The sequence below is a fragment of the Nocardioides cremeus genome, from assembly GCF_030518195.1.
In the GTDB taxonomy this organism is placed as follows: domain Bacteria; phylum Actinomycetota; class Actinomycetes; order Propionibacteriales; family Nocardioidaceae; genus Nocardioides; species Nocardioides cremeus.
The window spans coordinates 72194-89919 of record NZ_JAULSC010000013.1 but is presented as its reverse complement, the minus strand read 5'-3'; the positions used below and the strand labels follow the sequence as shown (position 1 = coordinate 89919).

Annotated in this window: 13 protein-coding genes; 9 read left to right on the top strand and 4 right to left on the bottom strand. The window is 73.2% G+C overall.

Going from position 1 to position 17726, the window contains the following annotated elements; translation table 11 throughout:
- Window positions 1-11: 11 nt before the first annotated feature.
- Together QWJ41_RS13510 and QWJ41_RS13505 are read right to left on the bottom strand one after the other, a co-directional pair.
- Entirely contained in the window at window positions 12-272 is a 261-nt protein-coding gene (locus QWJ41_RS13510) for a hypothetical protein (protein ID WP_302708934.1), read from the bottom strand.
- Complete coding sequence (locus tag QWJ41_RS13505; protein WP_302708933.1) at window positions 269-1390, bottom strand: PspC domain-containing protein; 1122 nt, start codon at window positions 1388-1390, stop codon at window positions 269-271. Before QWJ41_RS13505 ends, QWJ41_RS13510 begins: the two co-directional genes overlap by 4 nt.
- Before the next feature lie 133 nt (window positions 1391-1523).
- Here QWJ41_RS13505 and QWJ41_RS13500 point away from each other — a divergent pair, with 133 nt between their 5' ends.
- The 7 genes from QWJ41_RS13500 to betT all read left to right on the top strand — a co-directional run bounded on the left by QWJ41_RS13500 (window position 1524) and on the right by betT (window position 10387).
- Entirely contained in the window at window positions 1524-2798 is a 1275-nt protein-coding gene (locus QWJ41_RS13500; RefSeq protein WP_302708932.1) for an ATP-binding protein, read from the top strand.
- On the top strand, window positions 2795-3463 hold the full coding sequence (locus tag QWJ41_RS13495) for a LuxR C-terminal-related transcriptional regulator (protein WP_302708931.1): 669 nt from the start codon (window positions 2795-2797) through the stop codon (window positions 3461-3463). Before QWJ41_RS13500 ends, QWJ41_RS13495 begins: the two co-directional genes overlap by 4 nt.
- 22 nt (window positions 3464-3485) lie before the next feature.
- Window positions 3486-4514: an aldo/keto reductase gene (locus QWJ41_RS13490; protein WP_302708930.1), complete on the top strand. Its 1029-nt coding sequence runs from the start codon at window positions 3486-3488 to the stop codon at window positions 4512-4514.
- 10 nt (window positions 4515-4524) lie between these two features.
- Window positions 4525-4881, top strand: a complete 357-nt coding sequence (locus QWJ41_RS13485) for a hypothetical protein (RefSeq protein WP_302708929.1) — start codon at window positions 4525-4527, stop codon at window positions 4879-4881.
- Window positions 4882-5067: 186 nt separating this feature from the next.
- Window positions 5068-6576 (top strand): aldehyde dehydrogenase family protein, encoded by a 1509-nt coding sequence (locus tag QWJ41_RS13480; RefSeq protein ID WP_302708928.1) that lies wholly within the window; start codon window positions 5068-5070, stop codon window positions 6574-6576.
- Window positions 6573-8321 carry a choline dehydrogenase gene (gene betA, locus QWJ41_RS13475; protein ID WP_302708927.1) on the top strand — a complete coding sequence of 583 codons (1749 nt, stop codon included), beginning with the start codon at window positions 6573-6575 and terminating at the stop codon, window positions 8319-8321. Before QWJ41_RS13480 ends, betA begins: the two co-directional genes overlap by 4 nt.
- Window positions 8318-10387, top strand: a complete 2070-nt coding sequence (gene betT / locus QWJ41_RS13470) for a choline BCCT transporter BetT (RefSeq protein ID WP_302708926.1) — start codon at window positions 8318-8320, stop codon at window positions 10385-10387. The genes betA and betT overlap by 4 nt, the downstream gene beginning before the upstream one ends.
- A gap of 67 nt (window positions 10388-10454) precedes the next feature.
- Here betT and QWJ41_RS13465 read toward each other — a convergent pair whose 3' ends face one another.
- The gene (locus QWJ41_RS13465; RefSeq protein ID WP_302708925.1) at window positions 10455-12299 is read right to left on the bottom strand and encodes a flavin-containing monooxygenase; all 1845 of its coding nucleotides are present in this window, start codon (window positions 12297-12299) and stop codon (window positions 10455-10457) included.
- Between the two features lie 151 nt (window positions 12300-12450).
- Between QWJ41_RS13465 and QWJ41_RS13460 the strand changes: the two genes are divergently transcribed.
- Window positions 12451-13668 (top strand): sigma-54-dependent transcriptional regulator family protein, encoded by a 1218-nt coding sequence (locus QWJ41_RS13460; RefSeq protein WP_302708924.1) that lies wholly within the window; start codon window positions 12451-12453, stop codon window positions 13666-13668.
- Window positions 13669-13681: 13 nt separating this feature from the next.
- Window positions 13682-16135: a DNA helicase PcrA gene (gene pcrA / locus QWJ41_RS13455; RefSeq protein WP_302708923.1), complete on the top strand. Its 2454-nt coding sequence runs from the start codon at window positions 13682-13684 to the stop codon at window positions 16133-16135.
- 237 nt (window positions 16136-16372) lie between these two features.
- Here pcrA and QWJ41_RS13450 read toward each other — a convergent pair whose 3' ends face one another.
- A complete protein-coding gene (locus QWJ41_RS13450) occupies window positions 16373-17458 on the bottom strand; it encodes a M23 family metallopeptidase (RefSeq protein ID WP_302708922.1) in 1086 nt (361 codons plus the stop codon).
- Between the last annotated feature and the right edge of the window lie 268 nt (window positions 17459-17726).

Below are 17726 nucleotides of genomic sequence, written 5' to 3'. Positions count from 1 at the left end.
ACGGCCGCCGGTCAGCGGCTTCCGCCACGGCGCCGGGCCGCGCCCATGGTGGTGGCCAGCAGCCCGGCCGCGCCGGCGACCAGCCACGGCATCGGCAGCAGCCAGCGCAGCGCGTCGCCGTCGAGGACATCGGCGGCCAGCACCGCCCAGATCGCGGCCAGGCCCAGGAACGCCAGGCCCATCACCAGCTGCCCCACGTTGACGGCGTGCCGGCCGTCGGCCCAGAAGCCCGTCCCGGTCGCGCTCTCGTGCTCGGTCTCGTGCTCGCTCACGGGGTCCTCATCTCGATCTCGCCGAGGCCGACCTCGGCGTCGATGGTCAGGCGGGGCGCGTCGCCGTCCCGGCCGGGGCTGGTGCGGCGCAGGGCCGTGTCGATGCCGCCGGTCTCGTCGCCGAAGAGGTCGATGTGGCCGGCCGAGACCACGCCGCTGGCGACCACCTCGAGGCCCGCGGGCACCAGGACCTCGATCCGGCCGAGGTCGGCCTCCAGGGTCAGGGTGCGGCCGTCGAGCCGGTCGAGGTCGGCCACCGAGGTCAGGTCGATGACCATCTCCCCGGCGTCGATCCGGTATCCCTCGGCCAGGGCGTCGGCCGACGTCGGCACCCGCAGGAGTTCCTCGCCCTCGTGGTGGTCGGCGGCCGAGGCGATCCCCAGCACGGGCAGCAGGAGCAGCCCGACCAGGATGAGCCCGCCGGCGCGGCCGAAGAACGCACCGACGACCAGCACCGCACCCACCAGTGCCAGCGCGAGCGCCGGGTAGGCCGCGGCGGCCACCTGCGCGCCGGCCAGGTCGACCGTGGCGAGGATGCCGATCGCCAGGGCGACCAGCGCCAGGGTGAAGAGGAAGAGCCGCGGTCCGCGGCGGCGCGGGGAGCGCGTCGGGGGCGGCAGCACGGGTGTGCCCTCGGCCGCTGCCGCGGGCGGCTCGCCGCGGCGCGCGTCGCGACGCGAGAGCAGCCAGGCGACGAACAGGCCCACCAGCACCAGCGGCCACGGGAACCACCAGTCACCGCCCGCCACGTCACCGAGCAGCGCCAGGGCGGCGACCACGCCGACCAGCACCAGCACCACGTTGCGGTTCCTGGCGTCGAGGTCGATCGTCGCCTCGCCGGTGTCGTCGCGGGGCACGAAGAGCCATCCGGCGGCGTACAGCAGCAGGCCGGCGCCGCCGAAGAAGGCGAGGACCACGAAGGCGACCCGCAGGACCACCGGGTCGACGTCGAGGTGGCGGCCCAGGCCGCCGGCGACGCCGGCGACGTGGCGGTCGGTCGAGGAGCGGCGCAGCCGGGAGAGGTCGCGGGCCTCGGCGGCGCTCACGCGCGGGCCCTGCGCGTCGGGGGCCTCACGGGGGTCGGGGCCCTGGGGCGCCTCGGGCGGTGTGGTGGTCATGGCTCCAGCCTGGCCCCGGGCAGGCGCCGCCACCATCGGGGAACACCCTGGTCCTCCCCGGTCCGGGCGGCCGCGATCCCAGGGTTCCTCCTCATGGTCCGTGCCCGCGGGGCGGTGCGACGATGGAGCCCTGATGACCACCACCGAGCTCCCGCCGCGCAGGGCCTACCGCGACGCGCACGCCCCCGTGCTCGGCGGTGTCGCCGGCGGTCTCGCACGCCACCTCGGCGTGCCGGTGCTCTGGGTGCGGGTGGCGTTCCTGGTCGGCGCCGCGGCCGGCGGGCTCGGCATCGTGCTGTACGCCGGTCTGTGGCTGGTGCTGCCGACCGACGCCGGGTTCGAGCGCAGCGCGCCCGGGCTCGAGGGCGCCACCCGCGACGGGCGCCGGCCCGGCCGGGCCCGCCGGCTCGGTGACGTGGGCCAGGTGGTCGCGCTGGGTGCGCTGGCCCTCGGGCTGCTGCTCGCGGTCGAGGCGGTGCTGGGCCAGGGCGTCGTGTTCTGGCCGGTGGCGATCGGCCTGGTCGGCGTCGCGCTGCTGTGGCGACAGGCCGACGAGGCGCAGCGCGAGCGCTGGCTCGACACCACCGGGCGCATCGACCCGGTGCGGGCCGTCTTCGGTGCGGGCGGCTGGGCGTCGTACGCACGGGTGGTGGCCGGGGCGCTGCTCGTGGTCACCGCCCTCGGGCTGGTCTTCCTGCGCGACGGCGGCGCCGCGGCCGCCGGCGACCTGGTGCTGGCCACCCTGGTCGGCGTCGCCGGCATCGGGGTCGTGGTCGGGCCGTGGTTCTACCGGCTGGCCTCCGACCTGACCGCGGAGCGCGAGGAGCGGGTGCGCAGCCAGGAGCGCGCCGACGTCGCCGCCCACCTGCACGACTCGGTGCTGCAGACCCTCGCGCTGATCCAGCGCTCCGCCGACGACGGCCCCACCGTTGCCCGGCTGGCCCGCAGCCAGGAGCGCGACCTGCGCGCCTGGCTCTACAGCGAGGAGGCGGTCGACGAGAGCAGCGTGGCCAGCGCGCTGCGCGCCGCCGCCGCGAGCGTCGAGGACACCCACGGCGTGGCCGTCGACGTGGTCGCGGTCGGTGACGCCCCGCTCGACGAGGCGCTGCGCCCGGTCGTCGCCGCCACCGGCGAGGCCCTGGCCAACGCCGCCCGGCACGCCGGGGTGCCGCGCATCGACGTCTACGCCGAGATCGACGACGAGGCCGTCGAGGTCTTCGTGCGCGACCGCGGTCGCGGCTTCGACCTCGAGGCCGTGCCCGCCGACCGCTACGGCGTGCGCCGCAGCATCCTCGACCGGATGAGCCGCCACGGCGGCACCGCCGAGGTGCGCACGGCCCCCGGCGCCGGCACCGAGGTGCGCCTGCGCCTGCCCCGTCCCGACCGCCCGTCCCAGGAGGAACAGTGAGCACAGCCCGCCCGAGCGACGCCCCGACCAGCGTCGTCGTGGTCGACGACCACGCGATGTTCCGCTCCGGGGTGCGCGCCGAGCTCGCCGCGGTCGGGGCCGGTGTCGTCGAGGTGGTCGCCGAGGCCGCCGACGTCGACGAGGCGGTGCGCGCGGTCGCCGAGCACGCCCCCGACGTGGTGCTCCTCGACGTGCACCTGCCCGGCGGCGGCGGGGTCGAGGTGATGCGCCGCGACCGCACCGGCACGACCCGCTACCTCGCGCTGTCGGTCAGCGACGCCGCCGAGGACGTCATCGGCACCATCCGCGGCGGCGCCCGCGGCTACGTCACCAAGACGATCACCGGCCCCGAGCTCGTCGACGCCGTACGCCGCGTGGCCGACGGCGACGCGGTCTTCTCGCCGCGGCTGGCGGGCTTCGTCCTCGACGCCTTCGCCGGCACGTTCGCGGTCGCGGAGGTCGACGAGGACCTCGACCGGCTCACCGAGCGCGAGCGCGAGGTGATGCGCCTGATCGCGCGCGGCTACTCCTACCGCGAGGTCGCCGGCGAGCTCTTCATCTCGGTCAAGACGGTCGAGACCCACATGTCGAGCGTGCTGCGCAAGCTGCAGCTCTCCTCGCGCCACGAGCTGACCCGGTGGGCCACCGACCGTCGCCTGCTTTGAGGGATGGGGGAGGATCGGACCCATGCGATACACCACTCTCGGACACAGCGGCTGCGCCGTCTCCCGCCTCTGCCTCGGCACGATGACCTTCGGCGCCGAGACCGACGAGGCCGGCTCCCACGAGCAGCTCGACGTCTTCGTCGAGGCCGGCGGCACCCTCGTCGACACCGCCGACGTCTACACCGCGGGCATCTCCGAGGAGATCATCGGCCGCTGGCTGGCCGACCGCCCGGCCGACGTCACCGACCGGGTGGTGCTGGCCACCAAGGCCCGCTTCCCGATGGGCGCCGACCCGCAGGGCGGCGGCGCCTCGACGCGCCACCTGACCCGGGCCCTCGACGCCTCGCTGCGCCGGCTCGGGGTGGAGGCGGTCGACCTCTACCAGGTGCACGCCTGGGACCCGGTCACGCCGCTGGAGGAGACCCTGCGCACGCTCGACGGCTTCGTGCGCTCGGGGCGCATCGGCTACTACGGCCTCTCCAACTTCACCGGGTGGCAGCTGACCAAGGCCGTGCACACCGCCCGCCGCCTGGGCCTCGCCGAGCCGGTCACCCTGCAGCCGCAGTACAACCTGGTCGCGCGCGAGGTGGAGTGGGAGATCGTGCCCGCCGTGCTCGACGCCGGCATGGGGATGCTGCCGTGGGGCCCGCTCGCCGGCGGCTGGCTCACCGGCAAGTACACCCGCGACGAGCGGCCCACGGGCGCGACCCGGCTGGGCGAGGACCCCGGTCGCGGCATGGAGGCGTGGGAGCGTCGCGGCACCGAGCGCACCTGGACCATCGTCGACGCCGTACGCCGCGTGGCCGACGAGACGGGCGCCTCGCCGTCGCAGGTGGCCCTGGCCTGGCTGCGCGAGCGCCCCGGCGTCAGCTCGACGATCCTGGGGGCGCGCACCACCGAGCAGCTGCGCGCCAACCTCGCCTCGATCGACGTCGTGCTCGACGACGACGCCACCGCGCTGCTCGACAGCGCCAGCGACCTGCACGCGGCCGACTACCCCTACGGCGAGCTGGGCCGGGACCAGCGTTCGCGCACGCTGGGCGACGCCTAGGATCACCGGCGTGGACACCCTTCGACTGATCCTGCTGTTCGTGCACGTCCTCGGCTTCGCCGCGCTCATCGGCGGCGCCCTGGCCCAGGCCGGACCCGGCCCCAAGCGCGTCAACGCCGCGATGCGCGACGGCGCCGGCACCGCCTTCGTCGCGGGGCTCGCCCTGGTCGGGGTGCTCGAGGCCGGCGACGCCGACGTCGACCACGCCAAGATCGCGGTCAAGCTCCTCGTCGGGCTGGCGGTGCTCGGGCTGGTCATGGCCAACGTGAAGAAGGAGCAGGTCTCGCAGGCGCTGTGGGCCGGGGTGCTGGGGCTCAGCGTGCTCAACGTGGCCGTGGCGATCTTCTGGTCCACCGCGCACGTCTGAGCCGAACCACCTCCCTTGGGGTGAGGTCGGGAGCCGTAGGGTCCGGCAGGTTCGAAGACCTCGGGACCCTCCTGTGGGGCGCCCCTGCTCCCCGGCGTCGGCGGTGCGACGCGCCACGGGTGGGAACTGGTTCGACTCGAGGTCACTGCTGGGATCCCCTGAGGCGCCGAACCCCCGAGGAGTGCCGTGCCCGACCTGTTCATCGACGGAACCTGGTGCGACGCCGCTGACGGCGCCACCCGTGACATCCACTGCCCCGCCGACGGCCGCCACGTGGTGACCGTCTCCGAAGGCGGGGAGAAGGACGCGGTCGCGGCGGTCGTCGCCGCCCGCAGCGCCTTCGACAACGGCCCCTGGCCCGGCACGCCCGCCCCCGAGCGGGCCGCGCTGCTGCACCGCCTGGCCGACCGGCTGGAGGCCGACAAGGACGAGGTCGCGCGGCTGGAGTCCCTCGACACCGGCAAGCGCTTCGTCGAGTCGCAGATCGACGTCGACGACATCGTCTCCGTCTTCCGCCACTTCGCCGCGCTGGCCCAGGCCGAGGCCGGCCGGGTCGTCGACACCGGCATGCCCGACGTGGTCAGCCGGGTCGTGCACGAGCCGATCGGCGTCTGCTCGCTCATCACGCCGTGGAACTACCCGCTGCTGCAGACCTCGTGGAAGGTCGCGCCATGCCTGGCGGCCGGCAACACCTTCGTCCTCAAGCCCAGCGAGCTGACCCCCTCGACCGCCATCTGGCTGGTCCGGGCGCTGAGCGACGTGGGCCTCCCCGACGGCGTGGCCAACCTGGTGCTCGGCGCCGGCGACCGGGTCGGGCCCACCCTGACCGAGGCCCCCGAGGTCGACCTGGTCTCCTTCACCGGCGGCGTCGTCACCGGGCGCCGGATCATGGCCTCGGCCGCGCCGACGGTCAAGAAGGTCGCGCTCGAGCTCGGCGGCAAGAACCCCAACATCGTCTTCGCCGACGCCGACCTCGACGCGGCGATCGACAACGCCCTCACCGCGGTCTTCCTCGACTCCGGCCAGGTCTGCTCGGCCGGTGCCCGGCTGGTGGTGGAGGACACCGTCCACGACCGGGTCGTCGACGAGCTGGTGCGCCGCGCGGGGCGGATCCGCCTCGGTGGGCCCTTCGACGACGAGGCCGAGACCGGCCCGCTGATCAGCGCCGCCCACCGCGAGAAGGTCGAGGCCTACGTGGCGGCCGGCCTCGCCGAGGGCGCCACGCTGCGCGTCGGCGGCGCCCGGCCCGAGGGGGCGGCGTACGACGACGGGTTCTACTACCTGCCCACCATCCTCGACGACTGCTCCGCCGACATGTCGTGCGTGCAGGAGGAGAGCTTCGGGCCGGTGCTGACCGTGGAGCGCTTCACCGGCGGCGACGCCGACGCGCTCGAGGAGGCCGCGGTCTCGATCGCCAACGACACCGTCTACGGCCTGGCCGGCGCGGTGTGGACCAGCGACGCCGGCCGCGCCCAGCGGGTCGCGGCGCGGCTGCGGCACGGCACGATCTGGATCAACGACTACCACCCCTACGTGGCGCAGGCCGAGTGGGGCGGCTACAAGCAGAGCGGCACCGGGCGCGAGCTCGGCATCGCCGGCCTCGAGGAGTACCGCGAGACCAAGCACATCTGGCACAACACCCGGCCGGCTCGTGCCGACTGGTTCTCCGACGACCGAGAGGACATCCAGGCGTGAGCAACAAGAGGTACGACTACGTCATCGTCGGCGGCGGCTCGGCGGGATCGGCGCTGGCCAACCGGCTCTCGGCCGACCCCTCCACCAGCGTGCTGGTGCTCGAGGCCGGGCGCAACGACACCAAGCTCGACCCGTTCATCCACATGCCGGCCGCGCTGCCCTACCCGATCGGCAACCGGTTCTACGACTGGAAGTACGAGTCGGAGCCCGAGCCGCACATGGGCGGGCGCCGGGTCTACCACGCCCGCGGCAAGGTGCTCGGTGGTTCGTCCTCGATCAACGGGATGATCTTCCAGCGCGGCAACCCCTCCGACTACGAGCGCTGGGCGGCCGAGGCCGGGATGGAGCAGTGGGACTACGCCCACTGCCTGCCCTACTTCAAGCGGATGGAGACCTGCACCGCCGGCGCCGACGCCTGGCGCGGCGGCTCCGGCCCGCTGGTGCTCGAGCGCGGCCCGGCCAGCTCGCCCCTCTTCGGTGCGTTCTTCGAGGCCGTGCAGCAGGCCGGGCACCCGTTGACCGACGACGTCAACGGCTACCGGCAGGAGGGCTTCGCCAAGTTCGACCGCAACGTGCACCGAGGGCGCCGCCTGAGCGCCAGCCAGGCCTACCTGCACCCGGTGATGAACCGCAAGAACCTCGACGTGCAGACCCTGGCCATGGTCACCGGGCTGCGCACCCAGGGCACGCGCGTCACCGGCGTCGACTACGTGCGCGGCGGCCGGCTCCAGCGCAGCGTCGAGGCCGGCGAGGTGATCCTCTGTGGCGGCGCGATCAACTCCCCGCAGCTGCTGCAGCTGAGCGGCATCGGTCCGGCCGAGCACCTGCGCTCGCTCGGCATCGACGTGCTCGCCGACCTGCCCGGGGTGGGCGAGAACATGCAGGACCACCTCGAGGTCTACATCCAGCACGCCGCCAAGCAGCCCGTCTCGATCGCGCCGTGGCTCAAGCACCGCCACAAGCCGCGCATCGGCGCCGAGTGGCTCTTCGGCCGCAAGGGCGTCGGGGCCTCCAACCACTTCGAGGCCGGCGGCTTCATCCGCAGCAACGACGAGGTCGCCTACCCCAACCTGATGTTCCACTTCCTGCCGATCGCGATCCGGTACGACGGCTCGCAGCCGGCCGCCGAGCACGGCTACCAGGTGCACATCGGCCCGATGTACTCCGACGTGCGCGGCACCCTGCGGATCAAGAGCCGCGACCCGATGGAGCACCCGGCGCTGCAGTTCAACTACCTCTCCACCGAGCGCGACCGCCAGGAGTGGATCGAGATGGTGCGCGCGGCGCGGCACATCCTCGAGCAGCCGGCCTTCGCGCCGTTCTCGGCCGGTGAGATCTCACCCGGGCCCTCGGTGAGCACCGACCAGGAGATCCTCGACTGGGTCGCCGAGGACGCCGAGACCGCGCTGCACCCCTCGTGCACCGCCAAGATGGGCACCGACGACATGTCGGTCGTCGACCCGGCCACGATGCGGGTGCACGGCGTCGAGGGGCTGCGCGTCGTCGACGCCTCGGTGATGCCCTTCGTGACCAACGGCAACATCTACGCGCCGGTGATGATGCTGGCCGAGAAGGCCGCCGACCTGATCGCCGGCAACGAGCCGCTCGCCCCGCTCGACGTGCCCTACTACAAGCACGGGGCGGGCATGCCGCTCTACCCCGAGGGCGACCCGCGCAACGACGCGGCGCCCGGCACCGTCAAGGGCAGCAGCCAGCCCGCCGGGACCATGGGAGGCCAGCGATGAGCACCGACACCACCGGCCCCGCCGGGCCCGCCGGGCACGTCGACCCCGACCCGTCGGGGGAGCCGCCGGCCCGCATCAACCTGCCGGTCTTCGTGCCCTCGGCCGTCATAGCGCTCGCGGTGACCGTGTGGTGCGTCGCCGCGCCCGAGCACGCGCTGAGCACCCTCGAGAGCGTCGTGGCCTGGGTCTCCACCTGGTTCGGCTGGTTCTACATCGCCCTGACGACCGCGGTGCTGGTCTTCGTCATCTACCTGGGGTTCTCGCGCTACGGCTCGGTGCGGCTGGGCCCGGAGCACTCCAAGCCGGAGTTCTCCACCGGCGCCTGGGCGGCGATGCTGTTCGCCGCCGGCATCGGCACCGACCTGATGTTCTTCGCGGTCTACGAGCCGGTCACCCAGTACCTGACCCCGCCCTCCATCGAGGGCGGGACCGTGACCGCCGCGCGCGAGGCGACCGTGTGGACCCTGTTCCACTACGGGATCTCCGGGTGGGGCATGTACGCGCTGATGGGCATGGCGCTGGCCTACTTCGCCTACCGGATGCACCTGCCGCTGGCGGTGCGCTCGGCGCTGTTCCCGCTGGTCGGCAAGCGGGTCGACGGGCCGATCGGGCACACCGTCGACACCGCCGCGGTGATCGGCACCATCTTCGGTGTCGCCACCTCGCTGGGCATCGGCGTGGTCAGCCTCAACGTCGGCCTCAACGTGGTCTTCGGCATCCCGCAGGGCCTGGCCACCCAGACCGCCCTGATCGTGCTGGCGGTCGCGATCGCCACGGTCTCGGCCGTCAGCGGCATCGAGAAGGGCATCAAGCGGATCTCCCAGCTCAACGTGCTCCTCGCGATCCTGCTGGCCGTCTTCGTGCTGGTCACCGGCCGCACGGCGTACCTGCTCAACGCGCTGGTGCTCAACGTCGGCGACTACGCCCGGCTCTTCCCCGACATGACGATGCAGACCTTCGCCTACGAGGACACCGGCGACTGGATGAGCTTCTGGACGCTGTTCTTCTGGGCCTGGTGGATCGCCTGGGCCGCCTTCGTCGGGCTGTTCCTGGCCCGGATCTCGCGCGGTCGCACGATCAAGCAGTTCGTGGCCGGCACCATGATCATCCCGTTCAGCTACATCCTGATGTGGGTGACGATCTTCGGCAACGCCGCGATCGGCGAGATCCGCAGCGGCAACACCGACTTCGCCGAGGCGGCGGCCGAGGCCGTCGACCCCTCGGAGGGGCTGTGGTCGCTGCTGCAGGAGTACCCCGCCTTCCCGGTGGTCGCCTCGCTGGCGATCCTGGTCGGCCTGCTCTTCTACGTGACCTCGGCCGACTCCGGGGCGCTGGTGATGGGCAACCTGACCTCGCGGCTGCGCACCGTCAACGACGACGCCACCTCGGGCCTGCGGGTGTTCTGGGCCGTCGTCACCGGCGCGCTGACGCTGGCCATCCTGGCCGCGGGCAACATCTACGCCCTGCAGTACGCCACCGTCATCGTCGGCCTGCCCTTCGCGTTCGTGATGATCGTGGTGATGTGGGGCCTCTACCGGGCGCTGGCCGTCGAGGGCCACATGGTCGACAGCCGCCGCTCGGCGCTGCCGGGCGCGCTCTCGAGCCGCACCACCGCTCCCGACCCCCGGCGCCACGTGCCGTGGCAGGCCCGGATGCGCAGGGTGATGACCTTCCCGAGCGGGGAGCGCGTCGAGGAGTTCGTCTCCTCGGTGGTCGTGCCGGCGCTCGAGGAGGTCGCCGAGGAGCTGCGCGAGCAGGGCGTGGGCGCCGAGGTGGTCTCGGTCGTCGACGAGCACGGCGAGGGCGCGATCGAGCTGACCGCCGACGTGGGCGCCGAGCTGGCGTTCCACTACAAGGTGCAGCGGCGCACGGTGCCGATCCCGGCGTACGGCGGGTGGGCGCCGCGCGGCAACGACGTCTACTGCCGCCTCGAGGTGCACCTGCGCGACGGCGGCCAGGACTACGACGTGATGGGCTACACCCAGACCCAGCTCATCGACGACGTGCTCGACCAGTACGAGCGGCACCTGGAGTTCCTGCGCCGCGCCGACGGGGCCGGGCTGTAGCCGCCGCGACGGCCTCGCGCACCGACGCCCCCGGACCTCGGGTCCGGGGGCGTCGGCGCCGGGCCGATCAGCAGAGGTGGTGCACCTCCTGCAGGTGGTAGGTCGGGGTGTCGAGCCCGGCATGCCGGGCCTTGAGCTGCAGGGCCAGGTAGAGCGAGTAGTGCCGTGACTGGTGCAGGTTGCCGCCGTGGAACCACAGGTGCGGCTGCTGCGTGGGCTTCCACATGTTGCGCTGCTCGCCCTCCCACGGGCCGGGGTCCTTCGTGGTGTCGGAGCCCAGCCCCCACACCTTGCCGACCCGGTCGGCGACCTCCTGGCTGATCAGGTCGGCGGCCCAGCCGTTCATCGAGCCGTAGCCGGTGGCGTAGACGACGAGGTCGGCCGGCAGCTCGGTGCCGTCCTCGAGCACCACGGTGTCCTCGGTGAGGTGGTCGACCTGGCCGTGCGCCAGCTTCACCTCGCCGTCGGCGACCAGCTCGGCCGAGCCCACGTCGATGTAGTAGCCCGAGCCGCGGCGCAGGTACTTCATGAACAGGCCCGAGCCGTCGTCGCCCCAGTCGTGCCGGAAGCCGGCCTTCTCGAGCCGCTCGTAGAAGTCGGCGTCGACCTCGGCCATCTTCTCGTAGGCCGGGATCTGGAACTCGTGCATGATCCGGTAGGGCAGCGAGGCGAAGACCAGGTCGGCCTTCTCCGTGGTCATCCCGGCCTCCAGGGCCCTCTCGGAGTAGAGGTCGCCCAGCCCGTGCTCCATCAGGCTGGCGCTCTTGACGATGTGGGTCGAGGAGCGCTGCACCATGGTGACGTCGGCACCGTGCTCCCACAGCGCGCCGCAGATGTCGAAGGCCGAGTTGTTGGAGCCGATCACCACGCACCGCTTGCCGGCGTACGCGTCGGGGCCGGGGTGCGCCGAGGAGTGGTGCTGCTCGCCGCGGAAGACGTCCTGGCCCGGGACCACGGGGACGTTGGGCTTGCCGGACATGCCGGTGGCCATCACCAGGTGCGTGGGCCGCAGCGTGACCGGGCTGCCGTCGCGCTCGATCTCGACGCTCCACCCGCCGGCCTGCTCGTCGTACGACGCGGAGGTGGCCGTGGTGGAGGACCAGTACGGCACCTCCATCACCCGGGTGTACATCTCCAGCCAGTCGCCGATCTTGTCCTTGGGGGCGAAGACCGGCCAGTTGTCGGGGAACTTCAGGTAGGGCAGGTGGTCGTACCAGACCGGGTCGTGCAGGCACAGCGACTTGTAGCGGTGGCGCCACTGGTCGCCGGGGCGCTCGTGCTTGTCGATCACCAGGGCCGGCACACCCAGCTGGCGCAGCCGCGCGCCCAGCGCGATGCCGCCTTGGCCGCCGCCGACGACGAGCACGTAGGGCTGCAGCGTCGTGCCCATCGCCTCGTCCTCGGCTCGGCGAGCCTCGAGCCAGGTGGTGCGGTCGGGGTCCGCTCCGTGCTCGGCTCCCATGGCGCGACGGGTGCCCCGCGGCTCCTCGTGGCCCTTGAGCTCGTGCAGGGCGGTCAGGAACGTCCAGGCACGGTCCTGGCCGTCCTCCTCACGCAGCCGGGCGAGACCGCGGCCCCGGCCCACGGCGGTCTCGAAGGTGAACCAGGCGGTCACCACGCCGTCTGCCTCCTCGGCGGGCTCGGCCAGCTCGAAGCGGCTCGGTTCGACGCCGGCCACCGTCGACTCCAGCAGGTCCTCGACGCCGGCGGGGTCCTCGACGGTGGTGATGTTCCAGGTGAACGCGACCAGGTCGCGCCAGAAGCTGGTGGCCGCGAACATGCCCGCGGCGCGGTGGGTGTCGCGCTGGGCCAGCGCGTCCTCGAACGCGGCGAACCAAGCTCGCGCGCGCCGGTCGGCCGGGGCGGGGTCCGGGCCGGGTGTGCCGGTGGGGTGCTCCAGGGTCTGCGTCATCGTCGTCCTTCCGTGCCGCCGCCGCTGTGGCGGACTGTGACCTCCACCACACGCCCATCGGGCTCGGTGACGCCACCGTTGCAGCGTGTTGCACGGCCGCGACCGACGTCGCGCTGTGGTGCGCGTCACGTCCGCGACCTAGGCTGGCGCCATGTCGGGCTTCGAGGCGATCGCCCCGGGGACGGACCTCGGGGTGCGGGCCCGTGAGCTGCTGCGCATCCACGACGCCGTGATCGGCGGGGGTCGCCCTCCGCAGCGGCCACGGCCACTGGTGGCCCGGTCCTGGCGGCGGGTCCTCGATGCCGGCCTCGACCCGGCCGGCCGGAACGCTCGCAGCCCGCTGCCGTTCGCCGAGGTCGAGCGGCGGCGCCGCAGCAGCAGGTTGGCCCTGGTCGTCGACGAGCTGCATGCCGTGCTCGGGAGCATCGCCGACGCCTCGCACTTCCTGATCGTCGTCACCGACGCCGACGGCGTGATCCTGTGGCGCGAGGGTGCGGCCGGAGTGCGGCGGCGCGCCGACTCGCTGGGCTTCAGCGAAGGGGCGCTGTGGACCGAGGCCGCCGTCGGCACCAACGCGATCGGCACGGCGCTGGCCGAGGACGCGCCGGTGCAGCTCTTCTCCGCAGAGCACTTCGAGCCCCAGCAGCACCCCTGGTACTGCACGGCCGCGCCCGTCCACGACCCGCGCACCGGCGTGCTGCTCGGCGTCGTCGACGTCAGCGGCCCGGCTCTGACCCTGCACCCCGCCATCGGCGCGCTCGTGGAGACCGCGGTGAAGCTGGGGGAGAGCCGCCTGTGGCGGCGTCACCACGACGACCTCGAGCGCCTGCGTCGCAGCAGCGCTCCGCTCCTGCAGGGCGAGCCCGGGCCGTTCCTGGTGGTCGACGAAGACGGCTGGGTGGCCCACCACGCCGGCATGGGCGGGCGCGACCGCATCGAGGCACCCCGCGCCGACCGCCCGGTGGCGGTGCCCGGGCTGGGCATCTGCCTGCCCGAGCGGCTCGGTGACGGCTGGCTGGTGCGCCCCGGCGGCGACGTACGCCGTCTGGAGGCGCGCCTGGTCCGTGGACGGCGTCCGCTGCTCGAGGTCGGTGGCGCGGGAGCCGGGTGGCGCACCGTCCTCACGCCGCGCCACGCCGACCTGCTGGTCGCGCTGGCGCGCGCCGGCGCCCAGGGGACCACTGCACCGGCGCTGAGCGGGGTCCTCTACGGCGACGCCGAGCACCAGGTCACCGTGCGCGCCGAGGTCTCGCGGCTACGACGCGTGGTGGGTGCCCTGGTGCTCACCGGCCCCTACCGGCTGGCCCCCGGGGTGCGGCTGCTCGTCGAGCCGGGTGAGGACTGCGAGGCCGGGGGTGCTCGCTCGTAGGGTGGGACCCAGCATGAGTACGTCGTCTGGTTCCGACCCCGCCCTCGACCTCTTCGGGTTCGCCGCGCCCGCACCCGAGGTCCGCACCCCCCGCCGCGGCCCGTCGCGCGAGCAGCTGCTGGAGGGGCTCAACGAGCCCCAGCGCGCCGCCGTCGTGCACGAAGGCGCCCCGCTGCTGGTCGTCGCCGGCGCCGGCTCGGGCAAGACCCGGGTGCTGACCCGGCGCATCGCCTGGCTGATCTCCGAGCGCGGCGCCCACCCCGGCTCGGTGCTGGCCATCACCTTCACCAACAAGGCCGCGGCCGAGATGAAGGAGCGGGTCGAGGACCTCGTGGGCCGCCGCGCCCGCATCATGTGGGTCTCGACCTTCCACTCCGCCTGCGTGCGCATCCTGCGCAAGGAGGCCGACAAGCTGGGCTGGAAGTCGAACTTCTCGATCTACGACGCCGCCGACCAGAAGCGGCTGATGTCGCTGGTCTGCAACGACCTCGACCTCGACCCCAAGCGCTACCAGCCGGGCGCGCTGCTGCACTGGGTCTCGGACCAGAAGAACGAGCTGCGCGACCCCGAGCAGGTCGCCGCCGAGACCCGCAACAAGCTCGAGGAGACCTACGCGTCGGTCTACGCGCTCTACCAGCGCCGCCTGCGCGAGGCCAACGCGCTCGACTTCGACGACCTGATCATGTCGACGGTGCGGCTCTTCCAGACCTTCCCCGACGTGCGCGAGACCTACCGGCGCCGCTTCCGCCACGTGCTGGTCGACGAGTACCAGGACACCAACCACGCGCAGTACGCGCTCATCCACCAGCTGTGCGCCGAGCAGCTCGAGGAGCCGCTGGCGGGCGGCGGCGCCCCCGAGCGGGTCGCGCCTGCCGAGCTGATGGTCGTCGGCGACGCCGACCAGTCGATCTACGCCTTCCGCGGCGCCAACATCCGCAACATCCTCGACTTCGAGCAGGACTTCCCCGATGCCAGCTCGGTGCTGCTCGAGCAGAACTACCGCTCCACCCAGACCATCCTGACCGCCGCCAACGCCGTGATCGGCAACAACCGCGGGCGCAAGCCCAAGCGGCTGTGGTCCGATGCCGGCGAGGGCGAGCGGATCGTGGGCTACGTCGCCGACGACGAGCACGACGAGGCCCGCTTCATCTCCGAGCGCATCGACAAGCTCACCGACGCCGGTGTGCGATCCGGCGACGTGGCGGTCTTCTACCGCACCAACGCCCAGTCGCGGGTGCTGGAGGAGGTGTTCATGCGCACCGGCCAGCCCTACAAGGTCGTGGGTGGGGTGCGCTTCTACGAGCGCCGCGAGGTCCGCGACGCGCTGGCCTACCTGCGGATGCTGGCCAACCCCGCCGACCAGGTCTCGCTGCGGCGCATCCTCAACACCCCCAAGCGCGGCATCGGCGACCGGGCGGTGGCCTGCGTCAACGCCCTGGCCGAGGGGGAGGGCCTGACGTTCTGGGAGGCGCTGCGCCGCGCCGAGCAGGCGCCCGGCCTGGCGACCCGCTCGCTGACCCAGATCCGCGGCTTCGTCGACATGGTCGAGGAGCTGCAGTCGATGGTCGACGCGGGGGAGCGCCCCGACGTGGTGCTCGAGTCGGTGCTGGCCCGCTCGGGCTACCTGACCGCGCTGGAGGACTCCGACGACCCGCAGGACGCCACCCGGCTCGAGAACCTCGCCGAGCTCGTCGCCGTGGCCCGCGAGTTCGCCGAGGACCCCCAGCCCGGGCCGTCGGTCGACCCGGCCGACATCGAGGAGGGGGTCGTGGCCGTCGGCCTCGGCGACTTCCTCGAGCGGGTCGCGCTGGTCGCCGACGCCGACCAGATCCCCGACGACGACCCCGACAGCACCGGCGTGGTCACCCTGATGACCCTGCACACCGCCAAGGGCCTGGAGTTCCCCGTCGTCTTCCTGACCGGCCTCGAGGACGGCGTCTTCCCGCACTCGCGCGCCCTGGGCGACCAGAGCGAGCTCGAGGAGGAGCGCCGGCTGGCCTACGTCGGCATCACCCGCGCCCGCGAGCGGCTGCACCTGTCGCGGGCGCTGGTGCGCTCAGCCTGGGGCGCGCCCTCGCACAACCCGCCCTCACGCTTCATCGACGAGCTGCCGGTCGACCTGATCGACTGGGAGCGCACCGAGGCCGCGCAGACCCGCTGGTCGCGCCCCGACGTCAGCGGCTCGTGGGGCGGGGGACAGCGCGGCAGCACCGGCGCCCCCACCGCCGCCGGCCGCCGCAACTTCTCCTCCGCCGCCGCCCGCGCCGACGCCGCCGCCAAGGCCAAGAAGCCCGCCAAGGAGATCCCCAGCCTCGAGCCCGGCGACCGGGTGCTGCACGACTCCTTCGGCATGGGCAGCGTCGTCTCGGTCGAGGGTGCCGGCGACAAGTCGGTCGCCTCCATCGACTTCGGCTCCGAGGGCGTCAAGCGCCTCCTGCTGCGCTACGCCCCCGTCGAGAAGCTCTGACCCACCCCGCCGTTGGTCGAGCGTCGCCGAGACCCGGTGACTGGCGTGCTCGCCGAGCCGGCTGGTTCGAACCGGCCGGCTCGCGGTGGTACGCCGCTGGCGCGGAGTGGTCATTCCCGACAGGTGAGGGGGCCCGGGGGATGTCGTCCGTGACCACTCGCCGTGCGCCGGGTGGTTGCGGGGTCTCGGCGTCGCTCGAGCCTTCGGCCCTCGCTGCTGGACCTACGGGGGCGTGGGTCAGGGGGTGATGCCGCGGGCGACGAGCGCCGCGTAGGGGTCCACCGGGTCGCCACCACCGGGGCGCACCTCGAGGTGCAGGTGGGGCCCGGTGACGTTGCCGGTGGAGCCCACGGTGCCGATCGTCTCGCCGGCAGTCACGCTCTCGCCGACCGAGACGTTGATGGAGGTCTGGTGGGCGTACCAGATCTCGGTGCCGTCCTCGAGGGTCAGCACCGTCTTGTTGCCGTAAGCGCCGTCGTAGCCGGCGGAGGTGATGGTGCCGTTGGCGACCGCCACCAGCGGAGTGCCCGCAGGGCCGGCGAAGTCGAGGCCCGTGTGGTAGTTCGCCCACAGGCCGTAGTCGCCGTACTCGGCGGTCAGGCGGTAACCGGTCATCGGGAGCTGCCACAGGTTCTTCTCCAGGACCTTGGCGTGCTTCTCGGCGGCGGCCGCGAGGTTGGAGAGCTCGGCGTTGCGCTGCTCGGCCTGCTGCTCGACCTTGGCGGCCAGCTTGCCGCCGGCGGCGTCCTCGAGGGCGTCGCGGGAGGAGTCACGGGTCACGATCGAGTCGCGGCCCGCGATCACGCTGTCCTGGCCCAGCGAGCCGCTCAGCGCGCCGGCAGCGGCCACCTTGGCGGGAGCGGCGGCTGCCAGCTCGGTGTCGCCGCCACCGGTGGTGCTCAGCACCCCGCCGACGGAGACGGCCAGCGCGGCCACGCCGAGCAGCACGGGGGCCGAGGGCAGTCGGCGCAGCACGGAGGGACGGGCGGTGCGCACGGCGCGGCGCTTGCCGGCCGGCGCGGGGGAGGGGATGTCGGAGGCACGCAGCGCCGCGAGCGGCAGCGACATCGTCTGCTCGGTCTCGAACGACGTCGTGTGGTCGACCGGCTCGAGGTCGGCGAGGACCCGCTCGATCGTGCCCGTGTCGACGACCGGCGAGGCGGCGCGCCGACGGCCGACGTACGGCATCTCGGGGGCCGTCTCGACCGGCGCGGCAGGCTCGGTGAGGACCGCGCGGCGGCGGCCGACGTAGGGCTCGGCGCTCAGCAGGGTCCCGGCCTGGCCGCGACCGGAGTCGTGGCTCTCTGCTCGGTGATGACCCATGCGTCAAGGCTCCGCATCTGTCGGAATCGGGGGGATCTGCGACCCGAAAGGGTGATCGGGCGCAACGGTCGTGAACTGTAACGGATCGGTGACAGCGGACGAAACCGGATCCGTCGTCCTGGGGACAACCTGGGGGGCCGCAGGAGGTCACGCCCGCGGTAGAGCGCGGCACAGTGCGGTGCAGCGGTCTGGACCGGTGTCTCGCATGACGTCGGTCACGTCGACGGGGCCGGACCTCGTGCCGGGCGGGTCAAGAGGTCTAGTGTGC

What these genes read in the sequence shown, in the direction of transcription:
- QWJ41_RS13505 (WP_302708933.1), bottom strand. Translation starts at nt 1,390, where the DNA reads ATGACCACCACACCGCCCGAGGCGCCCCAGGGCCCCGACCCCCGTGAG.
- QWJ41_RS13500 (WP_302708932.1), top strand. Translation starts at nt 1,524, where the DNA reads ATGACCACCACCGAGCTCCCGCCGCGCAGGGCCTACCGCGACGCGCAC.
- QWJ41_RS13490 (WP_302708930.1), top strand. Translation starts at nt 3,486, where the DNA reads ATGCGATACACCACTCTCGGACACAGCGGCTGCGCCGTCTCCCGCCTC.
- betT (WP_302708926.1), top strand. Translation starts at nt 8,318, where the DNA reads ATGAGCACCGACACCACCGGCCCCGCCGGGCCCGCCGGGCACGTCGAC.
- QWJ41_RS13465 (WP_302708925.1), bottom strand. Translation starts at nt 12,299, where the DNA reads ATGACGCAGACCCTGGAGCACCCCACCGGCACACCCGGCCCGGACCCC.
- QWJ41_RS13460 (WP_302708924.1), top strand. Translation starts at nt 12,451, where the DNA reads ATGTCGGGCTTCGAGGCGATCGCCCCGGGGACGGACCTCGGGGTGCGG.
- pcrA (WP_302708923.1), top strand. Translation starts at nt 13,682, where the DNA reads ATGAGTACGTCGTCTGGTTCCGACCCCGCCCTCGACCTCTTCGGGTTC.
- QWJ41_RS13450 (WP_302708922.1), bottom strand. Translation starts at nt 17,458, where the DNA reads ATGGGTCATCACCGAGCAGAGAGCCACGACTCCGGTCGCGGCCAGGCC.